The sequence below is a fragment of the Corynebacterium silvaticum genome (genome assembly GCF_002162115.2).
GTDB lineage: Bacteria > Actinomycetota > Actinomycetes > Mycobacteriales > Mycobacteriaceae > Corynebacterium > Corynebacterium silvaticum.
The window spans coordinates 1,253,503-1,279,188 of record NZ_CP021417.2 but is presented as its reverse complement, the minus strand read 5'-3'; the positions used below and the strand labels follow the sequence as shown (position 1 = coordinate 1,279,188).

Sequence of the window (25,686 nt, the reverse complement as noted above, 5' to 3'; positions counted from 1 at the left end):
ATGCCGCTTTTTATTGGTCTTCCGTACATTTTGATTGAAGCTCTTGCCTTCTGGGGTGTTGCTCAGTGGCTAGGGACCGCCACTGCGCTCATCGCACTCATCGCTTTTCTTTTTGGCGGCTTATTTCTTGCGGCCTTTGAAATGCGAAGCATTTCACGGCGTCTAGCGGCCGGCAGCTCATCTCCCGGTCGCGCTGCTGGCGACCTAGGGTTATTAGCCGCCGGGGCAGTAGGAGTTGCGCTGCCTGGCTTTGTCACGAGCATATTCGGGCTTTTGCTTATTCTCCCGCCCACTAGAGCGTTCATTCGGTCGTTTTTGGCCAAAGGGCTTCGAAAAAAGATTGAAGACATGGGTGTTCGTAGTTTCGAGGCAACCAATAGCTATAGGCAACACGCCAGTTATGGAAGCTTTGGCGCCCAGTCAGTCATCGAACATGATCAGCTTAACGAGGAAGAGATTCAACAATGGTCCCGCGATATAAAGCCTGAGGATTTCGGGGGACCACACGGGCCGAACCCGCAACAAAAATAAGACGTTCTAGCTGCTAAGGCTTTTCATACAGAAACTTCTTTTGTAGCCTCACTCAATAGCGCTTATGTCTTTCTCAGGGAATGGTGGCACGTGGGCCAGCCATTTTCCACCCAAGTCTGGGCGTGTGTTCTTTCCCGTCTCTTGATCAGTGAGCAATGTTTATGTCTTTGTCCTCGCACGCCATGCGATCACTCCTTATCCGATCTGCGATCGCAGCTATCGCTGGACTGTCTGTTTATGCTTCCTACGCCCCCCTGGGGTGGTTTTTCGCGGCGCCCATCGGGATTGCACTCTTATGCGGTGCTTTAGCTCCATGGAAGGGAAACCACCCGTCAGGTAAAACTGGTGCGCTCCTGGGTTTTACTTATTCCGTGACGCTTTTTCTGCTTCTTTTGCCCTGGATAGGTGAGTTTGTTGGAGCAATGCCCTACATTGCGCTTTCCACGTTTCTGTCCTTGTATTCCATTCCGCTGGGAATAGTAGGCGTCCGACTTTTACAACATCGTTTGGGATGGGTCTGGTTCCCCTTTCTCATCGTGGCGGTGGAATGGGCACGGTCTAATTTTCCGTTCGGTGGTTTCGCCTGGGTTCGTACTGCGTGGGGCCAGATCGATGGCCCACTCGCAGAAGTAGCCTCTTGGGGAGGACCAGCCCTGGTATCACTTCTCACTGCGGTTATGGGAGCAGCACTCTGGCAATTCGTGATCAATGCCGCTTATCGACGCCAAACAGCGTCCATTATGGTCGCGGTTCTCCTAGTGGCGGGCGTCGCAACGCTCACGAACGGGCGAGCGCATGAACAGGGAACCGTGAAAGTAGCGGCTATACAAGGCAACGTTCCACGCTTAGGGCTCGATTTCAATGCTCAACGCCGGGCCGTGCTAGCCAATCATGTGAGGGAAACGGAAAAACTATCTGAGCAACCGGACCTAGTAATCTGGCCGGAAAACTCATCCGATGTTAGCCCGTTGAGCGATCAACAGGCCGGACAACTTGTTTCTCAGGCCGTGGCGCATGCACAAGCCCCTATCCTTGTAGGCACCATCACCAAAGATGCTGTGGGACATCGAAATTCCATGGTGGTTTTCGATCCGCAGACAGGCATAGGGGAGACCCACAACAAGAAATACCTTCAGCCCTTTGGCGAGTACATGCCGTGGAGAGATTTCTTTAGGAAACTCTCGCCATTGGTAGATCTGGCTGGAGATTTTAAACCGGGAGATGGCAACGGCGTTGTTCACATGACTGCCGCCACCACAGGACAAAACATAGCCGTAGGCATTGCCACTTGTTATGAGGTTGCATTTGATAAAGCCGGCCGCGACGCAGTTGCTGCTGGTGCTCAGATACTTACAGCCCCCACTAACAACGCTACTTTCGGGTTCACAGACATGACCTATCAACAATTGGCAATGAGCCGCATGCGGGCAATTGAATTCGATAGGGCAGTGGTCGTAGCAGCAACGTCTGGGGTCTCCGCGCTGGTCAAGCCCGATGGTTCCGTTATTTCTCAAACTAAAATATTCCAGTCTGCTACCTTGGAAGACGCGCTTCCTCTTCGCGACACGCTGACCTTTTCAGCTAGGTATGGCACCTATATTGAATACGCCTTGGTTATCATAGGAACCATGTGCGCTTTGTGGTCGTTGTTCTTTCAGAGCACAAGCACCGGTAGAGGAACCAGCCGCAAGCTGAAGCCTCGAACCGCTAAGCGCTAGTTTTAACCGCCTACCAAGGAGTCACTTAAAGCAATGACCAAGCCCAGCGATAAGACCCTGGTGATCATTCCCACCTACAATGAGCTGGAGAATCTTCCCCTCATCACCGGTCGTGTCCGTGAGGACGCTCCTGACGTGGACATTCTGATTGTCGATGACAACAGCCCCGATGGAACCGGCAAAGCAGCCGATGCTTTGGCAGAAAAGGATAGCCACATCAAGGTTTTCCATCGAGAGGGCAAAGGCGGCCTATGCGGTGCCTACGTGGCAGGCTTCCGTTGGGGCCTTGAGCGTGATTACACAGTGTTGTGTGAGATGGACGCAGATGGTTCTCACGCACCTGAGCAACTGCACTTGCTCCTTGACCAGGTAGACGCAGGGGCCGATCTTGTTATCGGTTCCCGGTACGTCCCAGGTGGCAAAGTAGTGAACTGGCCTAAAAACCGTTGGGTCTTGTCCAAGGGCGGCAACATCTACATTTCCGTTGCCCTTGGCGCCGGGCTATCGGATATGACGGCAGGGTACCGAGCCTTCAAGCGTGAAGTTTTGGAGGCTATCGATCTCGACGAGCTATCCAACACAGGTTATATTTTCCAGGTCGATATGGCGTGGCGTGTGGTACGCGCAGGGTTCGATGTTCGTGAAGTACCAATTACGTTCACAGAGCGCGAAATCGGGGAGTCCAAGCTAGATGGAAGCTTTGTTAAAGATTCTCTCCTCGAAGTCACCAAGTGGGGACTCAACCACCGAAAAGAGCAGATCACTAACATCTACCGCGAAGGTTCTAAGCTGGCGAAGCACGAGATCGCTGCTTTCCGAAAATGCACATGATCTAATCTCAAACATACAAAAGTGATCACCCCACGCGATGCTCCTACGAGCTGCGTGGGGTGATCACTTTGAAAGATCAGTAAAATTACTGACTATTTGCTTGCGCTGCAGCTTCTTCCTGCTGCTGCTTCAACAATCGCGCAGCGTTACGACGACGCTTACGCAGGAGTTCAATGCGCTCTTCTAGAAGCAGATCCAACTCTTCGATAGAACGACGCTCACGAAGCATATCCCAGTGCGTACGCGGTGGCTTTGCCGGCTTGGATTCAACGCCTTCACCCTCCATGAGCGTTCCGACCTGGCCGTTTTTGCATAGCCACGTACCTGGAATTTCCGCGTCATGTGCAAAGGGTACGTCAAAGATCTCGCCGGTTTCTGTCTTATATCGAACCATCTGACGAGGAGCCAGGTCATGGTCCCTGTCGGTTTCGTAGCTGACAGCACCCATGCGGCTGCCGCGCAAAACACGATCTGACATAGGGGATCAGTCCTTTCCATCTCAAAGGGGCACGGCGAAGTCTCCATTACGGAGAAAACGCTCAAGGTCTTCCACTATAACGTACGAACCAGTAGTTTTTGTTCCTCAGGTTCCTTAAATAGGGGATCACTGCCTTACACGTAACTAATCCAGGTGGGTCTTGGTGGTTTACACTGAAGTGGATGTCTACTTCAAGGCTTAATACGTGTGCATGGTGCGGTAAAGAATTTGCTAGTCCTGGACGCGGACGTCCAAAGAAATTTTGTTCACATTCCTGCAGGCAGCGGGCATATGAACAAAGAACCGCGAGTATAGGACCAGCGGTACCAGAAAACGCAGTAGTATTACGACCTGAGCGAGTTAGTGAGCTACGCGACTCTTTATTTGAGCTTCGCTGCGCCGCAGAAGACATCGCCACCGCTAGTTCAGAGGGCGCCGATCCAACAGAGATGCAGCAACTTTGTTCTGAACTGGTCGCATTAGCTAAACAGATAGAGAAACTCAGGTAGAAGGATAACTAGCGCACCCATGGAAAAAAAGCATAAACTCATTGCACTTGGCACGGCAGTTATCGTTGTTCTTTTGTCTGTTTTTGCCGTTGCCATGGCAATTATCCCACTCGTCAACGGACCCGGTGTAAAAACCGAAGCTCTTGATGCATCCGACGCGAAGGCCGCCACAACCGACATCAACGGAACGTGGAAAGTTATCTATGGCAAGGCCCCAAATATCAGTTCTGCGGGGTTCACTTTCTACGAGGTGCTGCCGGCAGAAAAACGCGTTACCTCTGGATCAACCCAAAGTGTAACCGGCACGGTCGAAGTGAAAGATCAGAAGATCGTTTCAGGAAAAGTAGCCATTAACATGGCAGACATCCGCACTGATAACGATAAACGCGATAACAACGTGCGCGCCAAGATCTTTGAAGTGGAAAAATATCCGGAAGCAACCTTTGAGACCACCGGATCCACGGATGTTTCATCCATCCCTGAAGATGGAACAACAACGGAGATTACGATCCCAGGCAAACTTACTATTCACGGTAAGACGAATGCGATCTCTCCCAACTTCACGATCGTTCGCGACGGAGACACCGTCAAGCTTTCTTCAACTATCCCGATTAATCGTCTCGATTATGATGTGAACACCCCAGAATTCGCGGCCGCTAAAATTGATACGAATGGCGAAATCAACGTCTTACTTACCCTTAAGAAGAACTAGAGAGTCACTTATTCATGGCATCAAGGATGATCCCCGGACTATGGCTACGCTTCATCGTCCTTCTAGGTTTTGCTGCTTTCATGATCTATGAAAAGCTACCGTGGTTGGCAGTTTTTGCAGCTGTTTTTTCCGTTATCACGCTCATTCAGCTTTATTATGCATATCGAGAGCGGAGGAATACAGGAGACAACGTTCAAGGAGACCACCAATAGCTAGAAGACCTAGTACAAAAAAATACATGCCCTTTATTACGTCACTGTGACGTAATAAAGGGCATGTATAGTCTCGTCGTCGCTCCAGGAAAGACCGTAGGGTAGAAAACATCTCAAAGCCTGTCGTCGGATCAAACGTGAGCCAACAGTCAGCAGATTAAAGACCTCACAAAACAGAGGTCGCAAAGCTACAAAGGGATTTCTCATCGCTTTACGTTCTACATCAAGCCCGATGCGTCAATGATTCACACACAAAGGCGTACACGACGTACACACGGAGATCTAACAAAAATAAAGAACAGCACAGCATCGCATTCAGGTCTTGACGAGAGAGCTATAACATTTCCACAAAGGCGCGAAGCAGCTATACACATATTCATTGACCGTCAGATCTGTCAGGCATAACCCCACAGTACTAATTGTCCGATAATGTACATTATGTCATTTTAGATCTGTCCTGCTGGAACCCCTACCGCGATATATCCCATACCGGCAGCTGCAAGCAGTCGATACACAGACAACATCTAGACTGCTCGATGACGATTTCGCATGATGGCCGCAAAAATAGCGCCAGACACATTCGCGTACATTGCTGCGATCGCACCCGGCAATGCCGCCTCAGGAGAATAAAACTGAGCAGACATTGCGGCAGCAAGACCCGAATTCTGCGTAGCCACCTCAATAGACGTTGTCCGACATGCAGCCTCATCCTCTTTAAGAAGCTTCGCACTCACATATCCAAAGACAAAGCCAATGAAGTTCTGAAGCGCCACACCTACGACCACAATAAGGCCAACCACTGCCAACTTATCTCGCGCTCCAGACACCACAATCACCATGACAAACCCAATGACGGCAATGGAAAACCATGGAAGAACTGGCAGGATTCGATCAATAATCTTCCCCGCCAGCCACCTCAGCGCAAGTCCTGCAAGGACTGGCACTAGAACAACCTTGAGCAAGCTAACGGTCATCCCCACAGCATTAAGTTCCGCGCTGCGTCCAGTCAGCAGCACCATCAATGCGGGCGTGGCTAAAGGTGAAACCAGTGTGGATACCGACGTCATTGCAACAGAAAGTGCAACGTCCCCCTTCGCCAAATATGCGATCACATTAGAAGCCGTGCCGCCCGGCACGGATCCCAACAAAATAAGCCCAAAGGTGATGGCCTCGTTAAAGCCTAATGCGCGGGAAATCAACAACGCCGATAACGGCATCACAATAAATTGACATGCCACGCCCGCGATAATCGGCAACGGCCTACGTGCCACCTCGCCCAGATCCGGCAACGTGATTGTTAATCCCATGGAAAACATGATCAGCATGAGCATGGGATTAACCAGAGGTTTAAAACCTACAAACGTTTCTGGGGAAAGGTACGCAATGACCGCCCCTACGAGGATCACCAGCGGAAAACATACCACCGCCACCTTCGCCGAGCGCTCTTCTGCCGTAGCTCCCCCACGTTCGTTTTCCACATGTTCGTGACTATCGAGCATTGACATATCAACGACCTCACTTCATTTCGCTTTCGAGAAAGCCTAGCAATGTGTTCCATACAGTGGGATATAAATCCCAAAACCACACCCATGAGGGTGAAATTTCCCGTTTGTACACATTTTTGAGGCCATAAGTGCCATCTGCACGCTTACCCTGAGACTATGAAGAAGCTATTCATCCCAGATCCAGCCAATATTGGACAGCCCGCCAGGTCCACCTCTCAAGCCGATGCGGCAGGTCCTGAACTATTACACGGCACGCCCCCATGGCTCGTCGATAAGCTTTCCGCAATAGTAGGACGCAAGAATGTTTTAGGCTCGTTATCAGATCTCATCCGTTTTGCCTCCGACGGTTCTCCCTACCGGCGTATTCCTCAAGTAGTGGTTCGTCCGCGAAACGAGGATGATCTTTCCCAATTGATGGTTTTTGCCAAAAGTGAACAGCGGCACCTCACGTTCCGGGCCGCCGGAACCTCGCTTAATGGACAAGCCTCCAGTGATGACATCTTGATCGACCTCAAAACCCACTTTCAAGGCCTAGAGGTACTCGATGACGGCAAAAAGCTCTGGTCCCGCCCAGGCACAATCTTAGGTGATGCCCAAGCCGTCCTTGGCAGGTCGGGAGTCATGCTCGGCCCCGACCCCGGATCCACCTCCGTGTGTACGATTGGTGGCGTTATCGCAGATAATGCGGGAGGAATGCGCTGCTCAATAGAGCGGGACACCTACCATTGTATAGAACATGCCCGCATTGTTTTACCCAGTGTCTCGGTAATCGACACCGCACAAGGAGACGAGGCTTTCAAGCTTCAGGAACCTGAACTCCATCAGGGTTTACTCGAATTACGCGATCGCATTCGCTCAGATTCGCAACTTGTTCAACGCTTGCGTACCAAGTTTTCCATCCGAAACACTAACGGATTGCGTCTCGACGCTTTTCTCGACGAAGACCAACCCGTACGCATTTTACTCAAGCTCATGGTGAGTTCGGAAGGCACCCTCGGCGCCATAACAGAATCCGTTATCCGCACAGTTCCACTACCAAATAAAAGGGCTGTGGCCTGGGTGATGCTTAATGACATTAGAGACGCAGCAAACTATGTCAGTCCACTCATGCAGACCGGAGCGGAAGCATGCGAATTGCTCGTTGCGCCTGTTCTTAAGCGGTCCGTCGGCAATTTCCCCGAAGCCCCTAGTTCTTGGGCCTCCATTCCAAACAACAGCGCTGCCCTACTTTTAGAAGTAGGTGGTGTTGATGAAAATGCGCTCGATAAGGCTATCGAACGTGCCACGGAGGTTTTATCCGAGGCACGACTCATCGCTCCGCTTCAGTTTGATAAGACCCCAGAGGGACAACGCGGAGCGTGGCACATCCGCAACGGACTTTTTGGCGTTATTGGGTCAGATCGCCCTCAGGGAACGGCCCTCATTACTGAAGACGTCTGCTTCCCGCCCGAAAGAATTGGTGAAGCTGCCGCCGATTTGCTCGATCTACTTGCCACGTACGGGTATCCCGAAATGGTCATGGGCCATGCAGCTTTTGGGAACTTGCACTTCTTCATCCTCCCGCACTTTGGCATGCAAGAAGAACGTGAAAATATGCCAGATTCCTTGATGATCTGGCGAGCCTCGTTCTTGATGGTTATGACGGTTCGCTCAAGGCAGAACACGGAACCGGCCTCAACATGGCCCCCTTCTTGGAACGCGAATGGGGAACGCAGGCCTGGAACCTCATGTGGGAAGTAAAACATCTTCTGGACCCAGTTGGGATACTCTCCCCTGACGTCAAGCTCACAAAGTCACAGGATATTCACCTCAAGAATTTTAAGACCTTCCCGCAGCTAGAAGAAGAGATTAATCCTTGCGTTGAATGCGGCTTTTGCGAACCTGTGTGCCCTTCTCGGCATGTCACGGTAACACCCAGGCAGAGAATCGTATTACGTCGAGAAATGGCGCGACAAAAGCAGGACTCCCCTGTACTGAAAAACTGCAGGAAGAATACCAATACGCCGCAATCAATATGTGCGCTGCAGACGGAGTGTGCTCCATCTCCATCGCCTGCCCGATCAGTATTGATACCGGAAAAGTGATGAAAGGCTTCCGATCTGCACAAACGACGCGTACTGCGCAAAAAGTCGCCTTATCAGGCGCACAAAAATGGGACGTCGTGGAAAAACTAGTCCGCGGTGGGGTTATAAGCGCCCATGCTCTTGGCACCAACACAATAAAAGTCCTCTCTGACACAGCTCGCGGGGTCATCAATCCCGATATCCTTCCCACTATCCCCGGCGAACTCCCCAAAGCAGCCCAACGATTGCCTAGCACCTAACGCGAGGGAGCTCGTGCGGTGTATTTTCCAGCGTGCATCAACAGAATGTTCGGACCTTCGCAGCATTCTGCCCCTGGCTCTCTTGATCTACCCCACTCCATCGTGGAGCTGGGGCGCCGAACCGGAGCACCCGTATGGATCCCAGAAAACGTCGCGGGGCTTTGCTGCGGCACGCCTTGGTCTTCAAAAGGATACGACGAGGCTTTCGCTTTTACAGTTGGATCACTGGTCAATGCCATGTGGAACTGGTCTTCCCAAGGCGAACTTCCCATCATTATCGATGCGTCAAGCTGCGTTCATGGACTACTAGACCATGCTCCCGACGCCCTTGACGGAGAAGACCTGCAACGATTCCACGCGTTAAGAATCTTGGACGTGGTGGAATGGCTCGACGCTGAAGTTATCGATCACCTTGCAATTACGGAAAATATAGGAACTATCGGGCTGCACCCTACGTGTTCCATCCAGCACATGGGGTTGGTCGACACGCTTACTCACGTAGCAGCCGTCGCAGGGACAGTGACGATTCCCTCCGGCGCACATTGCTGTGGGTCTGCCGGAGATTGAGTCATGCTGCATCCGGAACTCACGGAATCCGCCACTCGCGAGGAACGCGTCGCGCTCGACACAGGGAATTTTGATTGCTTTGTAGCCTCCAATCGCACGTGTGAGATGGGGCTTGAGATGATGTCTGGAAAGCCCTTCGAGCATGTGGCAACTCTCCTGGAACGAGTCTCCCGACCAGTAATATCCCCTTAAATAGGTAAAGGTTTTATCTCCACACCTTTCCAGCCACATCGTAGTGACCTGCACCATTTGGGCAGGTCACTACGCATTTCACCTGTTTCATACGATCTTTCCCTTCCTATGCACCTTCCCACACTCCACAAAATCCCACAAAATCCCACAAAATGATATTTGCATCCCACACTGCGGGAAGCTATGTTAGGGGTTCCACCCTCTCGGATGGATATCGATGCATAAGGAGTGTGATGATGAGCTCATCGACCGCCCCCGCCACGGCGGAACGCAATACCCATGGGACAGCACGTCCAAAAGTAGATAAAGCCATGAGACGTAAAATCATCACCGCTTCCCTGGTGGGAACTACCATTGAGTTCTACGATTTTTACGCTTATGCCACAGCCGCGGTTGCGGTGTTTCCCCACCTGTTCTTCCCCAAAAATGAAGATCCAACCGTTGGCTTGCTCGCGTCTTTTGCCACTTTCGGCTTGGCCTTTGTAGCCCGCCCATTGGGCTCTATCATTTTCGGGCACTTTGGGGATCGTATTGGACGAAAAGCCACTCTCGTAGGTTCCTTGCTTACGATGGGCATAGCCACTTTTCTTATTGCATTCCTGCCCACGTACGCCCAAGTAGGTATAGCCGCACCCGCGCTTTTGGCTCTCATGAGGTTTTGCCAAGGTCTAGGGCTAGGAGGCGAATGGTCAGGAGCTGCTCTTTTGGCAACTGAAACAGCCGAAAAAGGCAAACGCGCATGGGCCGCAATGTGGCCACAATTAGGAGCTCCTTTTGGTTTCCTCCTGGCCAACGGTTTCTTCCTGTTTTTGGTCACTACCCTGGGACACACAAACGGCGATCTTGAAGGCGCTTTCATGACATGGGGTTGGCGGGTCCCCTTCGCGATGTCTGCAGTAATGGTGATTATCGGTTTATGGGTTCGCTTTACCCTTGAAGAAACCCCTGTCTTTAAAGCAGCAGTAAAGTCCGGCAAGAAGGTAAAAACTCCGCTGACCGAGGCTTTCAAGACAGCTTGGCGCCCCATGATCTTGGGGACCTTCATCATGCTGAGCTGCTACACACTGTTTTACCTAGTCACCACATGGGTACTCTCCTATGGCATCGGCAAAAAAGATCTTGGCCTGGGCCTTGGAATCCCCTATATCGACTTCCTCAAACTCCAGCTTATTTCTATCGTCGCTTTCATCATTGGTATCCCTCTGGCAGGACAAATGGCAGATCGTCGCGGCCGAAAGTCCTCGCTCATTGGTATCTCGATAGTCATGATTGTTTTCGGGTTGTCGTTTAAGCTCTTCCTCAATCCCGCAACGGCTACCGAGGGCAGCGTCTTGGCTTTCCTCACGATCGGAATGTTTATCATGGGCCTCATCTTCGGCCCGATGTCTGCAGTCCTCCCAGAGCTGTTCCCCACCAATGTTCGGTACACGGGATCGGGAATTAGTTACAACGTTTCATCCATCCTGGGTGCTGCGGTGGCTCCCTTCATTGCTACTGCCCTTGTTCATTCTTATGGGGTCGGAGTGGTCGGAATCTACCTCATTGTCGTATCACTCATCACGCTAGTCGCGGTTTTCTGCATGAAAGAAACACGGCATTTTGACATGTCCGAGATCTAGCCCCTAGCAAATAAACACAATGCACCCCTGTGCGTGATCAAGATATCAAGGTCATGGCGCATGGGTGCATTGTGTCGTTTTATTGCTTATCGACGTCGCCTGCGGTTCCTTGTTGTCGCCGTGATCTGCACAGCGTCCAGCGCTCCAACGCGGAACAACGCTTCCCGAATAGCCAATTGGAATACCCATAGCCGCCGGTATACCGGGTCAAAACCATCTGCAGCGGCCTCCCGCAGGAGGCCTTCAAATGTGGCTCGCTGCAGGCGCAGCCCTTCCTGATAATGGCCCCCGACATGTGTTTCCGCGGTGATTCTCAAATCTGAGGAGACGTCGAAAAGCTTATGTACGTTCTCCATCGTCATAAGGTCTAAGGCTGGCCAAATATATGCTTTGCACACATTTAACGCACTTGTGGCAACATCCGGCATGAGTCCAGTCAGCACCACGGATTGCGCCGCAAGATAACCACCCGCGGTAAGCAGGCGATCAAGTGTTTGCACATAGCGTTTGCGCATCCGAGGACCCATAAACTCAAGCTTTTCTACGCTGGTAATCACGTCATAGCTCATGGGCCATGCAGCAGCTTCTGGCATCGAGGTATCAAGCAACTCCACATGGATGCTACCCTCGACTTTCGCGAGATCTAGCACGTACTTCATGTCTTGAGAATGTTCACGATCAGCCGTCAAGACGTCAACGGTTGCACGCCGATGTGCCGCATTGATGGCTAAGACAGGCCCAGAACTGGGGAAATCAAGGAGATGTGTCCCTGCATGCACGTGTGCTGCGTCGAGAAGCATCGTTGTTGCTCGTAGCTGTCCGTCCCCGAGGTCGGCTTTCTCCACTATTGTGGGGTCACTCACCGTAGTGACGTCTACAAAGTGACTCGCTGGTTCGTTAGCTTTTCCCGCGCCTCTGACAAAACTTCTTACGGAAGTTCTCTCTGTGGTGGGAACACCCGAGGAAAAGACGGTCCCATGAACGCTCATTCCGTCCCCAGAAAACAGCCTGACAAGTTGTGGCGGAATCTCTTTCCCCTGGTATTCGCCCCCTAACGAGGCATGGGAGCCCTTCGGGTTATACCCCACAGCAAAAAGCTTTACTAGTACGTCAACCAGCCGCTCAGACGTCCATTCTTCCGCCATGTAGCCTTCGGCAAGCCCAAGCCAGCCAGCCGCAGCTATTCGACGAAACAAGGTTTCCTCTACTACAACGAGATCCGGGTCCTCACCGTCAAGACGCAAGCCGGCTTTGAAACAAGCAGCAGCAAACTCTGATTCCGCTTTACGCGCCTTCATTGTAATCCGAAAGCCCTCAGGCACAGTGGCTATGCTTGGCCACATTTCGGCGTCGATACGCACAAGATGATCACGCGAGCCTGAATGTCCTTTCACAAGGGACAAGCTTAGTGTGAGCGAATCGTTTATGAGCGCAGACGCGCGAAGCAGGGAGCGGATGATGAATTACCAGCCAAGTAGGACTACCATAAAGAAGTCGCTCAAAAGCGGGCGAAAATCACACTAGCGAATGACTTTTTTCACTTTTTAGTCGAGGAGACAGTTTTCAATGTCTGACAACCCATTTCGCCCTGAAGGCGGCCGCCATCACGTCGTCGTGATTGGCTCCGGCTTCGGTGGTCTATTCGCGGTCCAGAACCTCAAGGATGCTGACGTCGATATTACTTTGATCGACCGGACAAACCACCACCTTTTCCAGCCGTTGCTCTATCAAGTAGCAACCGGCATCCTTTCCTCGGGTGAAATTGCCCCCCAGACACGCCAAGTCCTGCTCAAACAGGACAACGTCAACGTTGTCAAAGCCGAAGTCACCGACATTAATACCTCGGCTAAGACAGTGTCTGCGTCACTTGGCGAGTACTCCAAGACCATCGAGTATGACTCCCTGATCGTGGCCGCCGGTGCAGGGCAGTCCTACTTTGGAAATGATCACTTCGCACAGTATGCCCCAGGTATGAAGACGATCGACGATGCCCTTGAACTACGTGCGCGCATCCTCGGAGCCTTCGAGCGCGCAGAGATCTGCGATGATCCTGCCGAGCGAGACCGTCTTCTCACCTTCGTGATCGTTGGCGCAGGTCCTACAGGTGTTGAACTGGCGGGTCAGCTCGCAGAGATGGCGCACCGGACGTTGGCAGGCGAATACACTCGCTTCAACCCCGCCAATGCAAAGATCATCCTCCTTGATGGTGCCCCCCAGGTTTTGCCGCCTTTTGGCAAGCGTCTGGGATGTAACGCTCAGCGTGAGCTCGAAAAGATTGGTGTGACAGTTAAACTCAACGCCATCGTCACCGACGTTGATGAAAACTCAGTCACCTACAAATCTACGACGGATAACTCCACCCACACCATCAACTCTTTCTGCAAGATTTGGTCTGCTGGCGTCGCCGCTTCCCCTTTGGGTAAGGTTCTCGCCGATCAGCTCGGAGTGGACGTTGATCGCGCTGGACGCGTCCCCGTTAACCCGGATCTCTCTGTAGGCAGCGAGAAAAATGTCTTTGTCATTGGTGACATGATGTCGCTAAACAACCTTCCCGGTGTCGCGCAAACCGCTATCCAGGGTGGCGCGTATGTTGCAGAACAGATCGCAGCCGAGGTTGAAGGACGCAGTGCCGACGAGCGCGAGCCTTTTGAATATTACGATAAAGGCTCCATGGCTACCGTCTCTAGGTTCAATGCCGTGGTCAAACTTGGAAAAGTTGAGGTCACAGGCTTCATCGGGTGGGTCATGTGGCTCTGCGTCCACCTCATGTTCCTCGTCGGTTTCCGCAACCGCGCGACTGCAGCTTTCTCATGGGGAATCAACGCGCTGTCACGTAAGCGCTGGAACTTAGCGACCACTCGCCAACAGCTGCATGCACGTGGCGCGCTTGCAGAGCAGGATAAAAATTTGGAAGCCAAAAACTAGTAATCGACTTCCTGCGTGAGGTAAGGCCCCTTGCTACATGAAAATTTTCATGTAGCAAGGGGCCTTACCTCATTGGGACTTAAACTCTTTGGTTTCCGTCTTCTCGTTGTTGGAACCTACCGAGAAGGAAGAAACTTACTATCAAAGCAACAAAGCTGACCACCAGAGTTATATGCAACGGCGGCTCATCTATTACAAAAAGAAGATGTCTCCATGGCGTGTTTTCTAAGCTTTGCCACACTATGGTTTGAACAAGGAATTGCGCAATGAGTAGCAGCATAAGCGTATCTGTGCGTACAAATCCGCCGACTCCTATGCACAATCCCAGAGTGACAGTAGCTGTAGCTATATACGCAAATCGTGCACCATCATCTGCACCTAATGCAGCCATCCAGAGCAACCCCCACAGCACTATGAAAATAACGCCGTTAACCCATTTCCATGAATGCGATGAACCCTGCTCTAACCGCGATATCTCATTGCGAAATATCAAAACAACGTTAAAAGCGTAGGCTGTTCCAACAACGCCATTGAGAGTTACAGCATGCAAGCCACTGAGCCACGGTATATTAACGACCGTACTTCCAGCACCGTAGACTGCAAACATCACAATACCAGTTAATAGACAGGCCTCCCACAGTTTATGACCTCGGCAATAAAGAATCGTCCGTGATCGCATCATATTATCCTTGTACCGGACATAAAGCTTGACTTAGACGCTGCTCAACTTTGCTTATTTCAATCTGTTCTGCTGGATTCCACGGAAGAGTACTTCGCACAATGCCTATTTCCTGTGCACTTACTCCGCACAATTGACTGCCGGACCGAGCTAGCTCTAATGAACCAATGTAGTCAACGTAATCCCCCAGCACGCCTTCGAGAGACCGCTGTCCGCTGAATTCTAGATTTTGCTTCGAGACATCACCCCACGTCGCAGGACCATCTGCATAATGTTTCCATTCCAGAGGTGCGATGTGCCTAAAAATTTCGCGAGCTTGTGCATTGAGGTCCACGCTGTTCTTCGATACCTCTGGCCATGCACAGACATCATCAGTGCAGACCATATCTGAACGATCACGATCAATCACACCAAATGCATTCACGTTGCTGTTGATTAAGCCGCTTCCGATAAGGAATGCCAAACCTGTTATAAAGATCGGCATTGCATTAATCGGTCTAACTTTGAAACCAATAGCCAATCCGATCACCATGAGAGCAACGCTTACTACTGTTCCCGCTGCTACAAAGATAGCGCGGCTGTCTAAAACAGAATTTAGTGAACAGCAAGCAATCAGGTCGCCGACCATTCGGCGCACTGCCCCAGGTGGAGCCGCTGAAGGAAGCAATGCATACCATGTGTAGGCAGCAGCTGCAGAAAGGCTGACAGCGATTAACGGCCTAAGTATCAAACCAAATGTGCATCCTATAGCTACCCAACTTATACCCACGGCATACGAATAGGAGACCATTTCTAGAAATGTTATTGAATACAAGAAACGTAAGTTGTTTCCTAAAAATAACACTGCTAATAAATAACCTATTGTCGGGAAAAAAGAAAACAGCAAAATTCTACTTACAATAATTTTGCGGATGGCACTACTACCAAGATTGATAACAGCTTGAAATCTAGACATTTCCCATGCAACGGCAGCGGCAGTAGCTGGGGCCATGATATAAAAAGTAAGCGTTGACTGACCCAAGACAGTTTGGCTATAACCTGATGCCTCTATGCTTGATAGAGGCATCAAACACAGCACAGAAGAAATAGCGCATAGCCACAAAGAAGGACGCTTTATCCAATGCGCTCGTTCGTATATAGCAGTGATTTTTTGTTTGCTCAACGGATCTAGTGCTGCACTAGGTTCATCCAAAAGCAACGTATCCGAGCCTGAATTAAGAGCTGTGGAAATTGCTAAGCGAGCACGCTCGCCACCACTTAAGCTTTCACATCGTTGGCGTTCAGCATGGGAAAGGTCTACAAAATCAAGCCAGCTTGCGCAATCTCTGCGTGCATTTTTCCAAGACTGCCCCCGTAACCAAGCAACATAAGAACAATATTCAGCACAGGTAAAACCAACAATTGGACGGAAAGTTTGTTCTACACTAGCCACCACCCCAGAATTGCTCACTGTCCCTACATCTGGTTTTATTTTCCTTCCCAGAATTGAGAGAAGCGTTGATTTACCTGCCCCATTAACCCCCAATAGCAGCGTAGGCCGTTGGTCTATTACGAGTTGAGAAATATCAAGAATACTTCTCTTCGAACGGGTGACTTTAATTCCTTCAATATTAATAAACAATCTTGAGCCAATCGACGGTTGATCTATTCCAGTCAAAAATTCCAACGTGGGTTGAGTAGCCACCATTAGGGATCGATATCCCTGTTTACTAAACCCAAGATTTTGATTTGGATTTCAAGATAGTCTTCTCTACAGGGAAAGCGCTAGATACTGTTACCCAATATAAGAAAATCAACACATGCCTGGGGAGTCAGAACCTGTATCTTCCTATCTTTCACTTTCAGGTACCCGCGTAACGTTATCCTAGTCATGAAGTTACACGTGGAAATTTTATAAGCAAAATATTCCCAAGAAGGCAAATAAAGACGAACAAGCTGCCATACAATATTCCACATAAAAAGAACTCCTTGAGGTCTTGCTGCAGATATCCAATCCCAAGAAGTTCAATATTTTTATAAATTAATCAACGCAAAACATCGTTTTACATTTTTAGATGTTAAAGTCTTTTGCTCACAATCGAAACCAAAAATGTTGATTCTTCCGAAAACGGCTGTAGATCCCATGATTCAAAGTTAGCGTCGATGCTAAAACCAGCAGCACGAAGATCTTCAAAAAAGTGAGGGAAAATATATCCGCGGCCCGCACCAAAGCCAAAAATGCATCTACCGCCCACGGCCGTTGCGTCATAGATGTTCTTCAGTGCATCTGCACGATTTTCCGGAGCTATAAACGTCACTACGTTTCCGGCGCATACCACAAGGTCAAACCCGCTATCAGGAATAGCGTCACAGCCTAGGTCGGTGACATGCCAGGTAGCGTGAGGATAATTCAAACGTGCTTGGCTGATAAGGTAGTCGTCGATATCTACACCAACTACTGTGTGCCCACGTTCGGAAAGATAGCCGCCGACTCTTCCCTGCCCACAGCCGGCATCCAAAATACGAGCTCCTCGCTGCGCCATGGCGTCGATAAGCCGAGCTTCGCCTACGATGTCGTTTCCTGCAGCAGCTAAGTTATCCCACCTAGCTGCATAGTTGCGAGAGTGCTCAGGGTTACGTGTAGTCATGTCTTTCCAAGTTGGCATGTAAACAAGTATAGAGACCGCAAGTTTTGAGGAGGCCCATAGATGCCCGCAATGAGGCCACGCAAAGTCCACCAGTTTCCGCCACACCGGTCCGCGATGCCAGTAGAAGAAATCACTGACCACTGCCGAGTGTATGTTGATGGAAGCCTACAAACAGCTGCGCTAACGCATAATGAGGCACTCCGTAAGGTAAAAGACCTCAATAAAAACGGACACCACGCCTTTGTGTGGCTTTCTGTTGAGGAACCCACGCAGGCCCACATGATCCAGCTAGCTGAGGACTTTGATATCCATGAGCTGATCGTTGAGGATGCCGTTGCAGCCCATCAACGTCCAAAAGTCGAACGCTACGATGATCAACTTTTCATTGTGGTCCGCTCCGTTGTTTATCGTGACCACGAAACTGTCGATGATGCCTCCGATATCATCAACACAGGCGAGGTCCAGATGCTTGTCAGCGACGACTTCATCATCACCATCCGACATAAAACAAAGTTGCCGCTTCTCGACGCTCGACTCGATGCACCTGACGAGGTTAACGCTTATGAGCCAATGGGTATCGCGTGGGCCTGGTCCGATCACTTAGTAGATAATTACATCCGCATTGTCGGTGAGCTTAGCCAAGACGTCGATGAGCTAGAAGAAGAAGTCTTTACTCCCGGCAGTACCTTTAATATCGAACAGATTTATATGCTCAAGAGGGAAATCCTCGAAATGCGCCACTCTGTCGATCCTTTAGACCCGGCATTCCGTTTGATGATCGGCGCCAATAAAGACATGATCAACAAGCAGCTTCGCTCCTATTTGCGCGATGTCTTGGACCACATCATGGTGGTCAAAGATCAGGTCATCAGCGTCGATGAGCGCCTCTCTGCGCTTATCGACGCAGGCGTGGCCAAGATTACCCTCCAGCAGAACTCTGACATGCGAGCTATCTCTGCTTACGTGGGCATGGCAGCTGTTCCCACCCTGATAGCCGGCGTTTATGGAATGAACTTTGAGCACATGCCTGAATTAGGTTCTCAGTACGGCTATTATACATAGTCATCGCCGTCATGATAGGTATCGTGACATGGCTGTGGTGGTACTTCAAGAAGATGCGTTGGCTAGAAAAGTAAGTGACCGGCTCCCCCACCATCGCCTTCTCTAGCCTGTCGCTTTATACTCACCGACGCATCGGGAAATATCAGTCTGCGCTGATATTAAACTTGTCTTTCTTAGGGGCTTCAGGTTGTGGCGTGATAACGATCGTGCGAAGAGTCGCCCGCGCCACCAGCTTGTGCCGGTGATACAGGTCAATCCCTATCAATTGGCTGGTGCGTCCTGGGTGGATGACATGTGCATCCACATAAATGACCCCTGCGCTTACTGTTCCCAGAAAATCAGTCGTGCAATTAGCCCCGACAACGAGTTTTCCATTAGCCGCAATAACTCCGGCGACAGACCCAACGGTTTCCGCTAGCGACGAATACACTCCCCCGTTGACCATCCCAGAAACCTGCAAGTGAGCATCACTGACCGGGAGCTCTGCTTTCACCGACTGCGACGTTATTTCTGTAAAACGTAGACCGAGTGTTTTGCTGAAGCCTTCACTGAGAGAATTAAACTCATCAAGCTGCTCAATGCTCAAACCACATTGATTGAGCCCCTCAAGCATTTCCAACATTTTTGTTCCGTTGCCCATACGCCCTAATCTAACCGATTCATGGATTATCCGTAGTCCCTACTGCCCGATCAGACAGAAAATACGGATAGAGATCCATCACAAAGCAACACAAACAGGCAAAACATAGGCACGGGCTGTACATCGCTTCTTCCCGAATCCAACCACAGATCGGCACATCTCCTGTTTCTCCAGTTTTACAAGATGGAAATCCCTCTACATGGCGCTATTGTGCCCTTTCCTTACCCGCGGGGTATCCTCTGATGTTATGACTGATCAATCCAACTTGGCACAAATCGGCGTTGTCGGACTTGCGGTGATGGGATCAAATCTCGCCCGTAACTTTGCCCATAAAGGACACACCGTAGCTGTCTATAACCGCAGCTCCGCAAAGACCCACACGTTGATGCAGGAACACGGTTCTGAAGGAAACTTCATCCCCTCAGAAACAATTGAGGACTTCGTTGCTTCGTTGGAGAAACCGCGCCGGGCGATCATCATGGTCCAGGCAGGTCCCGCTACTGACGCTGTGATCAACCAACTCGCAGACGCCATGGAACCAGGTGACATCATCATCGACGGCGGTAACGCCTTGTACACGGACACAATCCGCCGCGAAAAAGACATCGCCGAGCGCGGACTCAACTTTGTTGGCGCAGGCATTTCAGGTGGCGAGGAAGGCGCTCTCAACGGCCCTTCCATCATGCCTGGTGGCCCCGTCGAGTCATGGGATGCCTTAGGCCCTCTCCTGGAATCCATCTCCGCCGTCGTCGATGGCACGCCCTGCGTAACTCATATCGGCCCGGATGGTGCGGGACACTTTGTCAAGATGGTTCATAATGGAATCGAATATGCCGACATGCAGGTTATCGGCGAGGCTTATCAGCTGCTGCGTTATGCGGCCGGCATGGAGCCTGCGGAAATCGCTGAGGTTTTCAAGACCTGGAACAAGGGTGATCTTGACTCATACCTCATTGAAATCACCGCTGAGGTGCTATCCCAGGTTGACGCAGAAACCGGACAGCCGCTTATCGACGTCATCGTCGATGCTGCCGGACAAAAAGGAACGGGCCGCTGGACGGTAAAGGCAGCTCTCGATTTGGGCATTCCAGTGACCGGCATCGGAGAAGCTGTTTTCGCTCGCGCCCTCTCTAGTGCAGCTAAGCAGCGCGCTGCGACCATCGGCAGCCTCCCCTCCGGAGCGCTTCTTACGCTCGATGAGCTCGACACAGACAAAGAAACATTCGTCGAAAACGTCCGCCGTGCACTCTACGCGTCTAAGCTTGTTGCTTACGCCCAGGGATTTGATGAGATCCAGGCTGGTTCCGAGGAGCACAAATGGTCTGTAGACCCTCGCGACCTAGCCACAATCTGGCGCGGCGGATGCATTATCCGGGCGAAATTCCTCAACCGTATCCGTGAGGCTTACGACGCAGACCCCGCTCTTCCTTCTCTTCTTCTGGACCCCTATTTCAAGGCTGAACTTGGCGGTCTTCTGGATTCATGGCGTCGAGTTGTTATCACGGCCACGCAGCTAGGACTTCCCGTTCCGGTTTTCGCTTCTTCGCTTTCTTACTACGATTCGCTTCGCGCAGAGCGCCTGCCTGCTGCTCTTATTCAGGGACAGCGTGACTTCTTCGGCGCACACACATACAAGCGCGTTGATAAAGAAGGCACCTTCCACACGCAATGGTCCGGCGACCGTAGCGAGATCGAAACGTCTTAAAGCTATCTCACGTATTTTTACGTGGACAACGCACCTGTTCCACTGTCGCACTAGGCGACAAGCGGCAGGTGCGTTTGCTACAAAATCAGTTAAATCCTCGCCGCAGTCTACACTCAATACAATGACTTCATTCTCCGACCTCGGATTGCCGGTGTCCATCGTCCATGTGCTCAATCGCCAAGGGATAACCACACCGTTTCCTATCCAAGAGGCTGCAATCCCAGATGCCCTTAAAGGGCGAGATGTTCTTGGGCGTGGCCCTACTGGCTCGGGGAAAACCTTCACCTTCGGTCTTCCCATGATCGCGGCCCTAGCCAAAACGGGGACCTCGGTTCCTGGGCATCCCCGTGGTCTGATTCTCGTTCCTACGAGAGAACTGGCAGCCCAGGTACGTGAGCGTCTCGACGAACCCGCTGCAGCCTTGGGGCTCAGGATTCTTGATGTTGTTGGCGGTGTCAACATTAACCGCCATATCACTGCGCTCGCGGCTCCTGTTGATATTCTGGTGGCAACACCGGGACGCGCACAAGACCTCGTGAACAATAAGAAGCTCTTCCTCGATAAAGTCCTGATCACCACTCTCGACGAAGCTGATCAGATGGCAGACATGGGTTTTCTTCCGCAAGTCCTTAAGCTCCTCGATCTCACCCCCCGCGATGCTCAGCGCTTGCTCTTTTCTGCAACCTTAGACGGCGACGTCAATAAGCTTGTCGAGCGCTTCATGCATGATCCCGTAACACATTCCACTGTGGAAGTAGCTGCCGCCGTGGACACGATGACGCATTATCGTTTGCACGTGGGTGACCGGGATGCCCGTAATGACGTCGTTCTGCGCATCGCAGGACGTAAGGGAAAAACAATCATGTTTATGCGGACCAAACACGGTGTGGACCGTCAAGTGAAAAAGCTGCGACGCATCGGCATTAACGCTGTCGGTATTCACGGTGATAAAGGTCAAAACACCCGCACAAATGCCATAGCAGGCTTTTCCGATGGCTCTGTACCGGTTTTGGTGGCTACAGACATAGCAGCTCGAGGCATAGACATTGGAGACGTTGACCTTGTTGTTCACGTCGATCCTCCTGCAGAACACAAAGCATATCTACACCGCGCAGGGCGCACGGCCAGAGCAGGTTCTTCTGGAACAGTGGTCACCCTTGTTATGGAAGAACAGATACAGGAAGTAGATACGCTCCTACAGAAAGCTGGCGTGGATGCAGAATCTCTGGAAGTCTCAGCTCATTCCCCAGAGCTAGTGCGTATCACTGGAGCTCAAAAAATTACGGGAGCGCCTTTGCCCCCGTTCGGTGCGGCACAGCCACAACAGCGGCAAAAAGGGTCACAATCAACGAGAAACACCGCGGCACGCCATAGGCATCCCCAACAACGTACTGCTTCCAAGTCGCGTGGTGGTACGACGGGCTTTAGAGGAAAGAATAAGAAAGATGGACAACGCGGTGGGCGTAGCTAATCCCCGCATCTAACAATGGACATATTGATAAGTATCCTTTCACTTTTTGGCTTTGTGCTTCTAACAGCAAGCACTGGCTTATTCGTTGCTGTTGAGTTTGCGCTCACGGGCCTCGAACGCTCAACAATCGAGAACGACGTACGTGAGCGCGGGGATAAGAAGTCACTAGCGGTTCAGCGTGACTATCAAAACCTCTCTTTCGTTCTCTCTGGCGCGCAGCTTGGCATCACGATCACGACACTCGCTACGGGCTACTTGGCCGAGCCTGTCCTGGCCAAGTTTCTTACGCCTCTTTTGGCGTTATTCGGGCTCCCCCATACTGCGAGCACTGCAGTCGCTCTAGTCTTGGCACTTATCATTGCAACTCTACTGTCCATGGTTTTCGGTGAACTAGTCCCCAAAAATATTGCGATCACCAATCCGCTCGGTACAGCACGACATGTTGTTGGCCCCGTCAATGCGTTCAATACCGTATTTAAAGGCTTCATCAACACGTTAAACAAGTCAGCGAACTGGACCGTGCGCAAGCTTGGCATTGAGCCAGCCGACGAACTGGCCACAGCCAGATCAACCCAAGAATTGACTGCATTGGTCCGTAGCTCCGCGGAAACAGGCGATATAGATGAAAATACTGCTCTGGTCCTAGATCGATCTTTGAAGTTTGGCGAGACCACCGCTGAAGAACTCATGACCCCGCGGTCGACGGTCGAGACACTTAGCGAAGACTCTACTGTTATCGACTTGATCAATCTTGCTATAGAAACGGGGCATTCTCGTTTCCCTGTTATCCGTGGTGATCTCGATGACACGATTGGCGTTGTTCACTTTAAAGATGCATTTTCCGTTCCCAAAGACCAGCGTCACTCCGTTCTTTTAAGTTCACTGGCTCGACCTGTTCCCATAATTCCAGCGAGCCTTGACGGGGACTCCGTGCTTAATGCCGTCAGATCAGCCGGTTCTCAGATCATTTTGGTTGCCGATGAATACGGAGGCACCGCAGGGCTGATCACGATCGAAGACGTAGTGGAAGAAATTCTGGGAGAAGTCTACGACGAACACGACGACGCAGAATCTGAACGAGATTTCCAGCGCTTTGGTTCTAGTTGGGAAGTATCTGGTCTGGTTAGGCTTGATGAGCTAGCTGAAAAGGTCGGCTATTTTGCTCCCGAAGGTCCCTATGAAACTCTGGGAGGCTTAGTCATGTGCGTTCTGGGACGCATACCAAAAGTTAATGACGAGATCCTTGCCCCCGAAAGCGATAATCCGTTTCTTGCCGAGTTTGAGTCTGGCTATAAGGGGCGCTGGATAGCCAAAGTAACTGTTATGGAAGATAGACGAGTAGATAGAGTGATTCTCTCCCCTATTACAGACGAGGAAGCCGCTCGTTTTACTAACGCAAACGAGGAGGATAACTGATGAATCTCCTCACTGCTATCGCATTAATAGCTGTTTTATTGTTGGCCAACGCTTACTTTGTCGCAGCTGAATTCGCTCTGATTTCTTCAAGAAAAGACCGCATCGAAAATCTCATTTCACAAGGAAGACCTGGGGCAAAACGGGTACTGTATGCCACCGAACACCTCTCTATCATGCTGGCTGCATGCCAGTTTGGTATCACGATTTGTTCCTTGATCCTCGGTAAAGTAGCCGAACCCGCCATTGCTCGTTTTATCGAAGAACCTTTTGCTTCCTTAGGCCTACCTGCGCATCTTTTACATCCCACCTCGTTTGTCATTGCCTTGGGTATCATCACCTTCCTGCATATCTTGTTCGGCGAGATGGTCCCCAAAAACATCTCGTTAGCGGGCCCAGAAACACTTGCGTTGTGGCTCATTCCCACGCTTATTGTCTTTTGCAAAATCACTCGACCATTTTTAGCCTTGATGAACTGGTCTGCGCGGATCACGTTGAAGGCTTTCGGCATTGAGCAAAAAGATGAGCTTGATTCCACCGTTGATCCAAATCAACTAGCCACGATGATCTCTGAATCACGCTCAGAAGGCTTCCTGGATGCTGAAGAGCATGCTCGACTCAACAAAGCGCTCAGAGTGGAAGACCGTTCTATAAAAGAGGCTCTTATCCCATTATCACGCGTAAGAACCCTTGATTTTGGTACCCGTGGCCCCAAGCTAAGCGACCTTGAGCAAGCCGTCGCAGAGACCGGTTTTTCTCGTTTTCCTGTGATGGGTAAAGATGGTTCCTATATCGGTTATGTGCATGTCAAGGATATTTTGGACCGTTTTGATACTGACACACCCGATCACATCATCCACCGCTCAGAAATCAGGCCACTAACTATCGTCGCCGCTACCGGAACGATGGATGAAGCTCTTCAGCTCATGCATAAAAAATCAGCCCATATGGCACAGGTCCGCGACCGAGGATCACTGCTGGGTGTGATTACGCTAGAAGACCTTATCGAGGAATACGTAGGTACTTTCTCCGATTGGACGCATGAACAGGGATGATGATGGCACAGCCTCACATACAGCTAACCCCCGAAGAATGGCAAGCGCGGAGCATCGCGCATCGTGAACGTGCGCGTAGCTATACTGCCGAGCACCTCACGCGGAGGAAAAGTGGCGCTAAACATCCTGTATTTGATTTTCTTTTTGAATACTATCCCGTGCGCATAGCTCACTTGGAGCGCTGGCACCCAGGTTTTGGTGTGCATCTTATTCATGAAAATGACTGTGAACCCCCGCATACGCAATGGAAAAACTATGTGACAACACACCACTCGACATCGGTAGATGTTCATTCTTTTTGGGCTCATCGTGGTCGAGCAATGTCATACATAGAGGATTTATTGGTCTCAACCAACGATAATCCAGTGCATTTCGACTGTTTCGGGCTACACGAATGGGCGATGGTCTACCAAGCTGATCGACCTCGCCACGATCTACCACTACGCCTGGGAGCTAGCGAAACCAATAAGGTGGTGGAAAACAGCGCTATCAAATGCACTCATTTCGATGCTTTTCGCTTTTTCACCCCCTCAGCGAGACCGCTTAACTTCACCATTTTGTCCCGTGAGGATCAGCCGAGTTTCGATCAACGCGCTTGTGTTCATGCAGCCATGGACTTATATAAGTGGGCCACAAAACTGGGGCCACTCGTATCCGGCGAACTGTGGCTCGATACATTCGAACTTGCCTGGGATGCTCGAATTTTAGACATGGAAGCCTCGCCATATGACTGTAGAGATTACGGCTTGGGGGTGGTTCCCATCGAAACTCCTGAAGGAAAAGCCGAATATGTAGCGCGGCAACGTGCATTATCACAACGGGCAGTTCCGTTAAGGAACCGGCTTGTCGCCGTCATTAGAGAGGCTCGGAACGCTACACTAACTGGATAGCGCGCTGTGATAGCAACCTCGA

Annotated in this window: 20 protein-coding genes and 2 pseudogenes; 15 read left to right on the top strand and 7 right to left on the bottom strand. The window is 50.9% G+C overall.

From position 1 onward, the window contains the following. The 3 genes from CBE74_RS18450 to CBE74_RS18440 all read left to right on the top strand — a co-directional run bounded on the left by CBE74_RS18450 (position 1) and on the right by CBE74_RS18440 (position 3,080). Positions 1-531: an FxsA family protein gene (locus CBE74_RS18450; RefSeq protein WP_087453954.1), complete on the top strand. Its 531-nt coding sequence runs from the start codon at positions 1-3 to the stop codon at positions 529-531. Positions 532-692: 161 nt separating this feature from the next. Then, on the top strand, positions 693-2,249 hold the full coding sequence (lnt, locus tag CBE74_RS18445; RefSeq protein ID WP_087453953.1) for an apolipoprotein N-acyltransferase: 1,557 nt from the start codon (positions 693-695) through the stop codon (positions 2,247-2,249). A gap of 33 nt (positions 2,250-2,282) precedes the next feature. Then, complete coding sequence (locus CBE74_RS18440; protein ID WP_087453952.1) at positions 2,283-3,080, top strand: polyprenol monophosphomannose synthase; 798 nt, start codon at positions 2,283-2,285, stop codon at positions 3,078-3,080. 85 nt (positions 3,081-3,165) lie between these two features. Here the strand turns inward: CBE74_RS18440 and CBE74_RS18435 are convergent, their stop codons facing one another. Beyond that, on the bottom strand, positions 3,166-3,558 hold the full coding sequence (locus CBE74_RS18435) for an RNA polymerase-binding protein RbpA (protein ID WP_087453951.1): 393 nt from the start codon (positions 3,556-3,558) through the stop codon (positions 3,166-3,168). A 182-nt stretch (positions 3,559-3,740) separates the two neighbouring features. Here CBE74_RS18435 and CBE74_RS18430 point away from each other — a divergent pair, with 182 nt between their 5' ends. The 3 genes from CBE74_RS18430 to CBE74_RS18420 are packed head-to-tail and all read left to right on the top strand — an operon-like array spanning position 3,741 to position 4,991. Beyond that, positions 3,741-4,067 carry a hypothetical protein gene (locus tag CBE74_RS18430; protein WP_087453950.1) on the top strand — a complete coding sequence of 109 codons (327 nt, stop codon included), beginning with the start codon at positions 3,741-3,743 and terminating at the stop codon, positions 4,065-4,067. Positions 4,068-4,086: 19 nt separating this feature from the next. Further along, on the top strand, positions 4,087-4,779 hold the full coding sequence (locus tag CBE74_RS18425; protein ID WP_087453949.1) for a YceI family protein: 693 nt from the start codon (positions 4,087-4,089) through the stop codon (positions 4,777-4,779). Between the two features lie 14 nt (positions 4,780-4,793). Then, the gene (locus CBE74_RS18420) at positions 4,794-4,991 is read left to right on the top strand and encodes a hypothetical protein (protein WP_087453948.1); all 198 of its coding nucleotides are present in this window, start codon (positions 4,794-4,796) and stop codon (positions 4,989-4,991) included. A 524-nt stretch (positions 4,992-5,515) separates the two neighbouring features. On the opposite strand, the gene CBE74_RS18415 is transcribed toward CBE74_RS18420, so the two are convergent. Beyond that, on the bottom strand, positions 5,516-6,496 hold the full coding sequence (locus tag CBE74_RS18415) for a bile acid:sodium symporter family protein (RefSeq protein WP_087453947.1): 981 nt from the start codon (positions 6,494-6,496) through the stop codon (positions 5,516-5,518). Between the two features lie 156 nt (positions 6,497-6,652). Between CBE74_RS18415 and CBE74_RS18410 the strand changes: the two are divergent. Next, positions 6,653-9,578: pseudogene (locus CBE74_RS18410) on the top strand (FAD-binding and (Fe-S)-binding domain-containing protein). A 233-nt stretch (positions 9,579-9,811) separates the two neighbouring features. Next, positions 9,812-11,197, top strand: a complete 1,386-nt coding sequence (locus tag CBE74_RS18405) for an MFS transporter (protein ID WP_087453946.1) — start codon at positions 9,812-9,814, stop codon at positions 11,195-11,197. 86 nt (positions 11,198-11,283) lie between these two features. Here CBE74_RS18405 and CBE74_RS18400 read toward each other — a convergent pair whose 3' ends face one another. Then, the gene (locus CBE74_RS18400) at positions 11,284-12,591 is read right to left on the bottom strand and encodes an SAM-dependent methyltransferase (protein ID WP_087453945.1); all 1,308 of its coding nucleotides are present in this window, start codon (positions 12,589-12,591) and stop codon (positions 11,284-11,286) included. 172 nt (positions 12,592-12,763) lie between these two features. On the opposite strand from CBE74_RS18400, the gene CBE74_RS18395 reads away from it, so the two are divergent. After that, positions 12,764-14,122: an NAD(P)/FAD-dependent oxidoreductase gene (locus tag CBE74_RS18395; RefSeq protein ID WP_087453944.1), complete on the top strand. Its 1,359-nt coding sequence runs from the start codon at positions 12,764-12,766 to the stop codon at positions 14,120-14,122. A gap of 79 nt (positions 14,123-14,201) precedes the next feature. Here CBE74_RS18395 and CBE74_RS18390 read toward each other — a convergent pair whose 3' ends face one another. From CBE74_RS18390 to CBE74_RS18380, 3 genes are all read right to left on the bottom strand, one after another. Next, positions 14,202-14,729: a hypothetical protein gene (locus tag CBE74_RS18390; protein ID WP_225870105.1), complete on the bottom strand. Its 528-nt coding sequence runs from the start codon at positions 14,727-14,729 to the stop codon at positions 14,202-14,204. Between the two features lie 76 nt (positions 14,730-14,805). Continuing rightward, positions 14,806-16,488, bottom strand: coding sequence for an ATP-binding cassette domain-containing protein (locus CBE74_RS18385; protein WP_233426103.1), 1,683 nt, complete (start codon positions 16,486-16,488; stop codon positions 14,806-14,808). Positions 16,489-16,858: 370 nt separating this feature from the next. Next, the gene (locus CBE74_RS18380; protein ID WP_087453941.1) at positions 16,859-17,446 is read right to left on the bottom strand and encodes a class I SAM-dependent DNA methyltransferase; all 588 of its coding nucleotides are present in this window, start codon (positions 17,444-17,446) and stop codon (positions 16,859-16,861) included. A 42-nt stretch (positions 17,447-17,488) separates the two neighbouring features. Between CBE74_RS18380 and CBE74_RS18375 the strand changes: the two are divergent. After that, positions 17,489-18,564 (top strand): annotated as a pseudogene (locus tag CBE74_RS18375) (magnesium and cobalt transport protein CorA). Positions 18,565-18,632: 68 nt separating this feature from the next. Here CBE74_RS18375 and CBE74_RS18370 read toward each other — a convergent pair. After that, entirely contained in the window at positions 18,633-19,130 is a 498-nt protein-coding gene (locus CBE74_RS18370) for a PaaI family thioesterase (RefSeq protein WP_087453940.1), read from the bottom strand. Positions 19,131-19,377: 247 nt separating this feature from the next. Between CBE74_RS18370 and gndA the strand changes: the two genes are divergently transcribed. The 5 genes from gndA (at position 19,378) to CBE74_RS18345 (ending at position 25,664) form a co-directional block, all read left to right on the top strand. Continuing rightward, complete coding sequence (gene gndA / locus CBE74_RS18365; protein WP_087454881.1) at positions 19,378-20,835, top strand: NADP-dependent phosphogluconate dehydrogenase; 1,458 nt, start codon at positions 19,378-19,380, stop codon at positions 20,833-20,835. Between the two features lie 121 nt (positions 20,836-20,956). Beyond that, entirely contained in the window at positions 20,957-22,306 is a 1,350-nt protein-coding gene (locus CBE74_RS18360) for a DEAD/DEAH box helicase (protein ID WP_087453939.1), read from the top strand. A 15-nt stretch (positions 22,307-22,321) separates the two neighbouring features. Then, positions 22,322-23,722 (top strand): hemolysin family protein, encoded by a 1,401-nt coding sequence (locus CBE74_RS18355; RefSeq protein WP_087453938.1) that lies wholly within the window; start codon positions 22,322-22,324, stop codon positions 23,720-23,722. Then, positions 23,722-24,774 carry a hemolysin family protein gene (locus CBE74_RS18350; protein WP_087453937.1) on the top strand — a complete coding sequence of 351 codons (1,053 nt, stop codon included), beginning with the start codon at positions 23,722-23,724 and terminating at the stop codon, positions 24,772-24,774. The genes CBE74_RS18355 and CBE74_RS18350 overlap by 1 nt, the downstream gene beginning before the upstream one ends. Before the next feature lie 2 nt (positions 24,775-24,776). Beyond that, on the top strand, positions 24,777-25,664 hold the full coding sequence (locus CBE74_RS18345) for a hypothetical protein (RefSeq protein WP_087453936.1): 888 nt from the start codon (positions 24,777-24,779) through the stop codon (positions 25,662-25,664). The last annotated feature ends 22 nt before the right edge of the window (positions 25,665-25,686 follow it).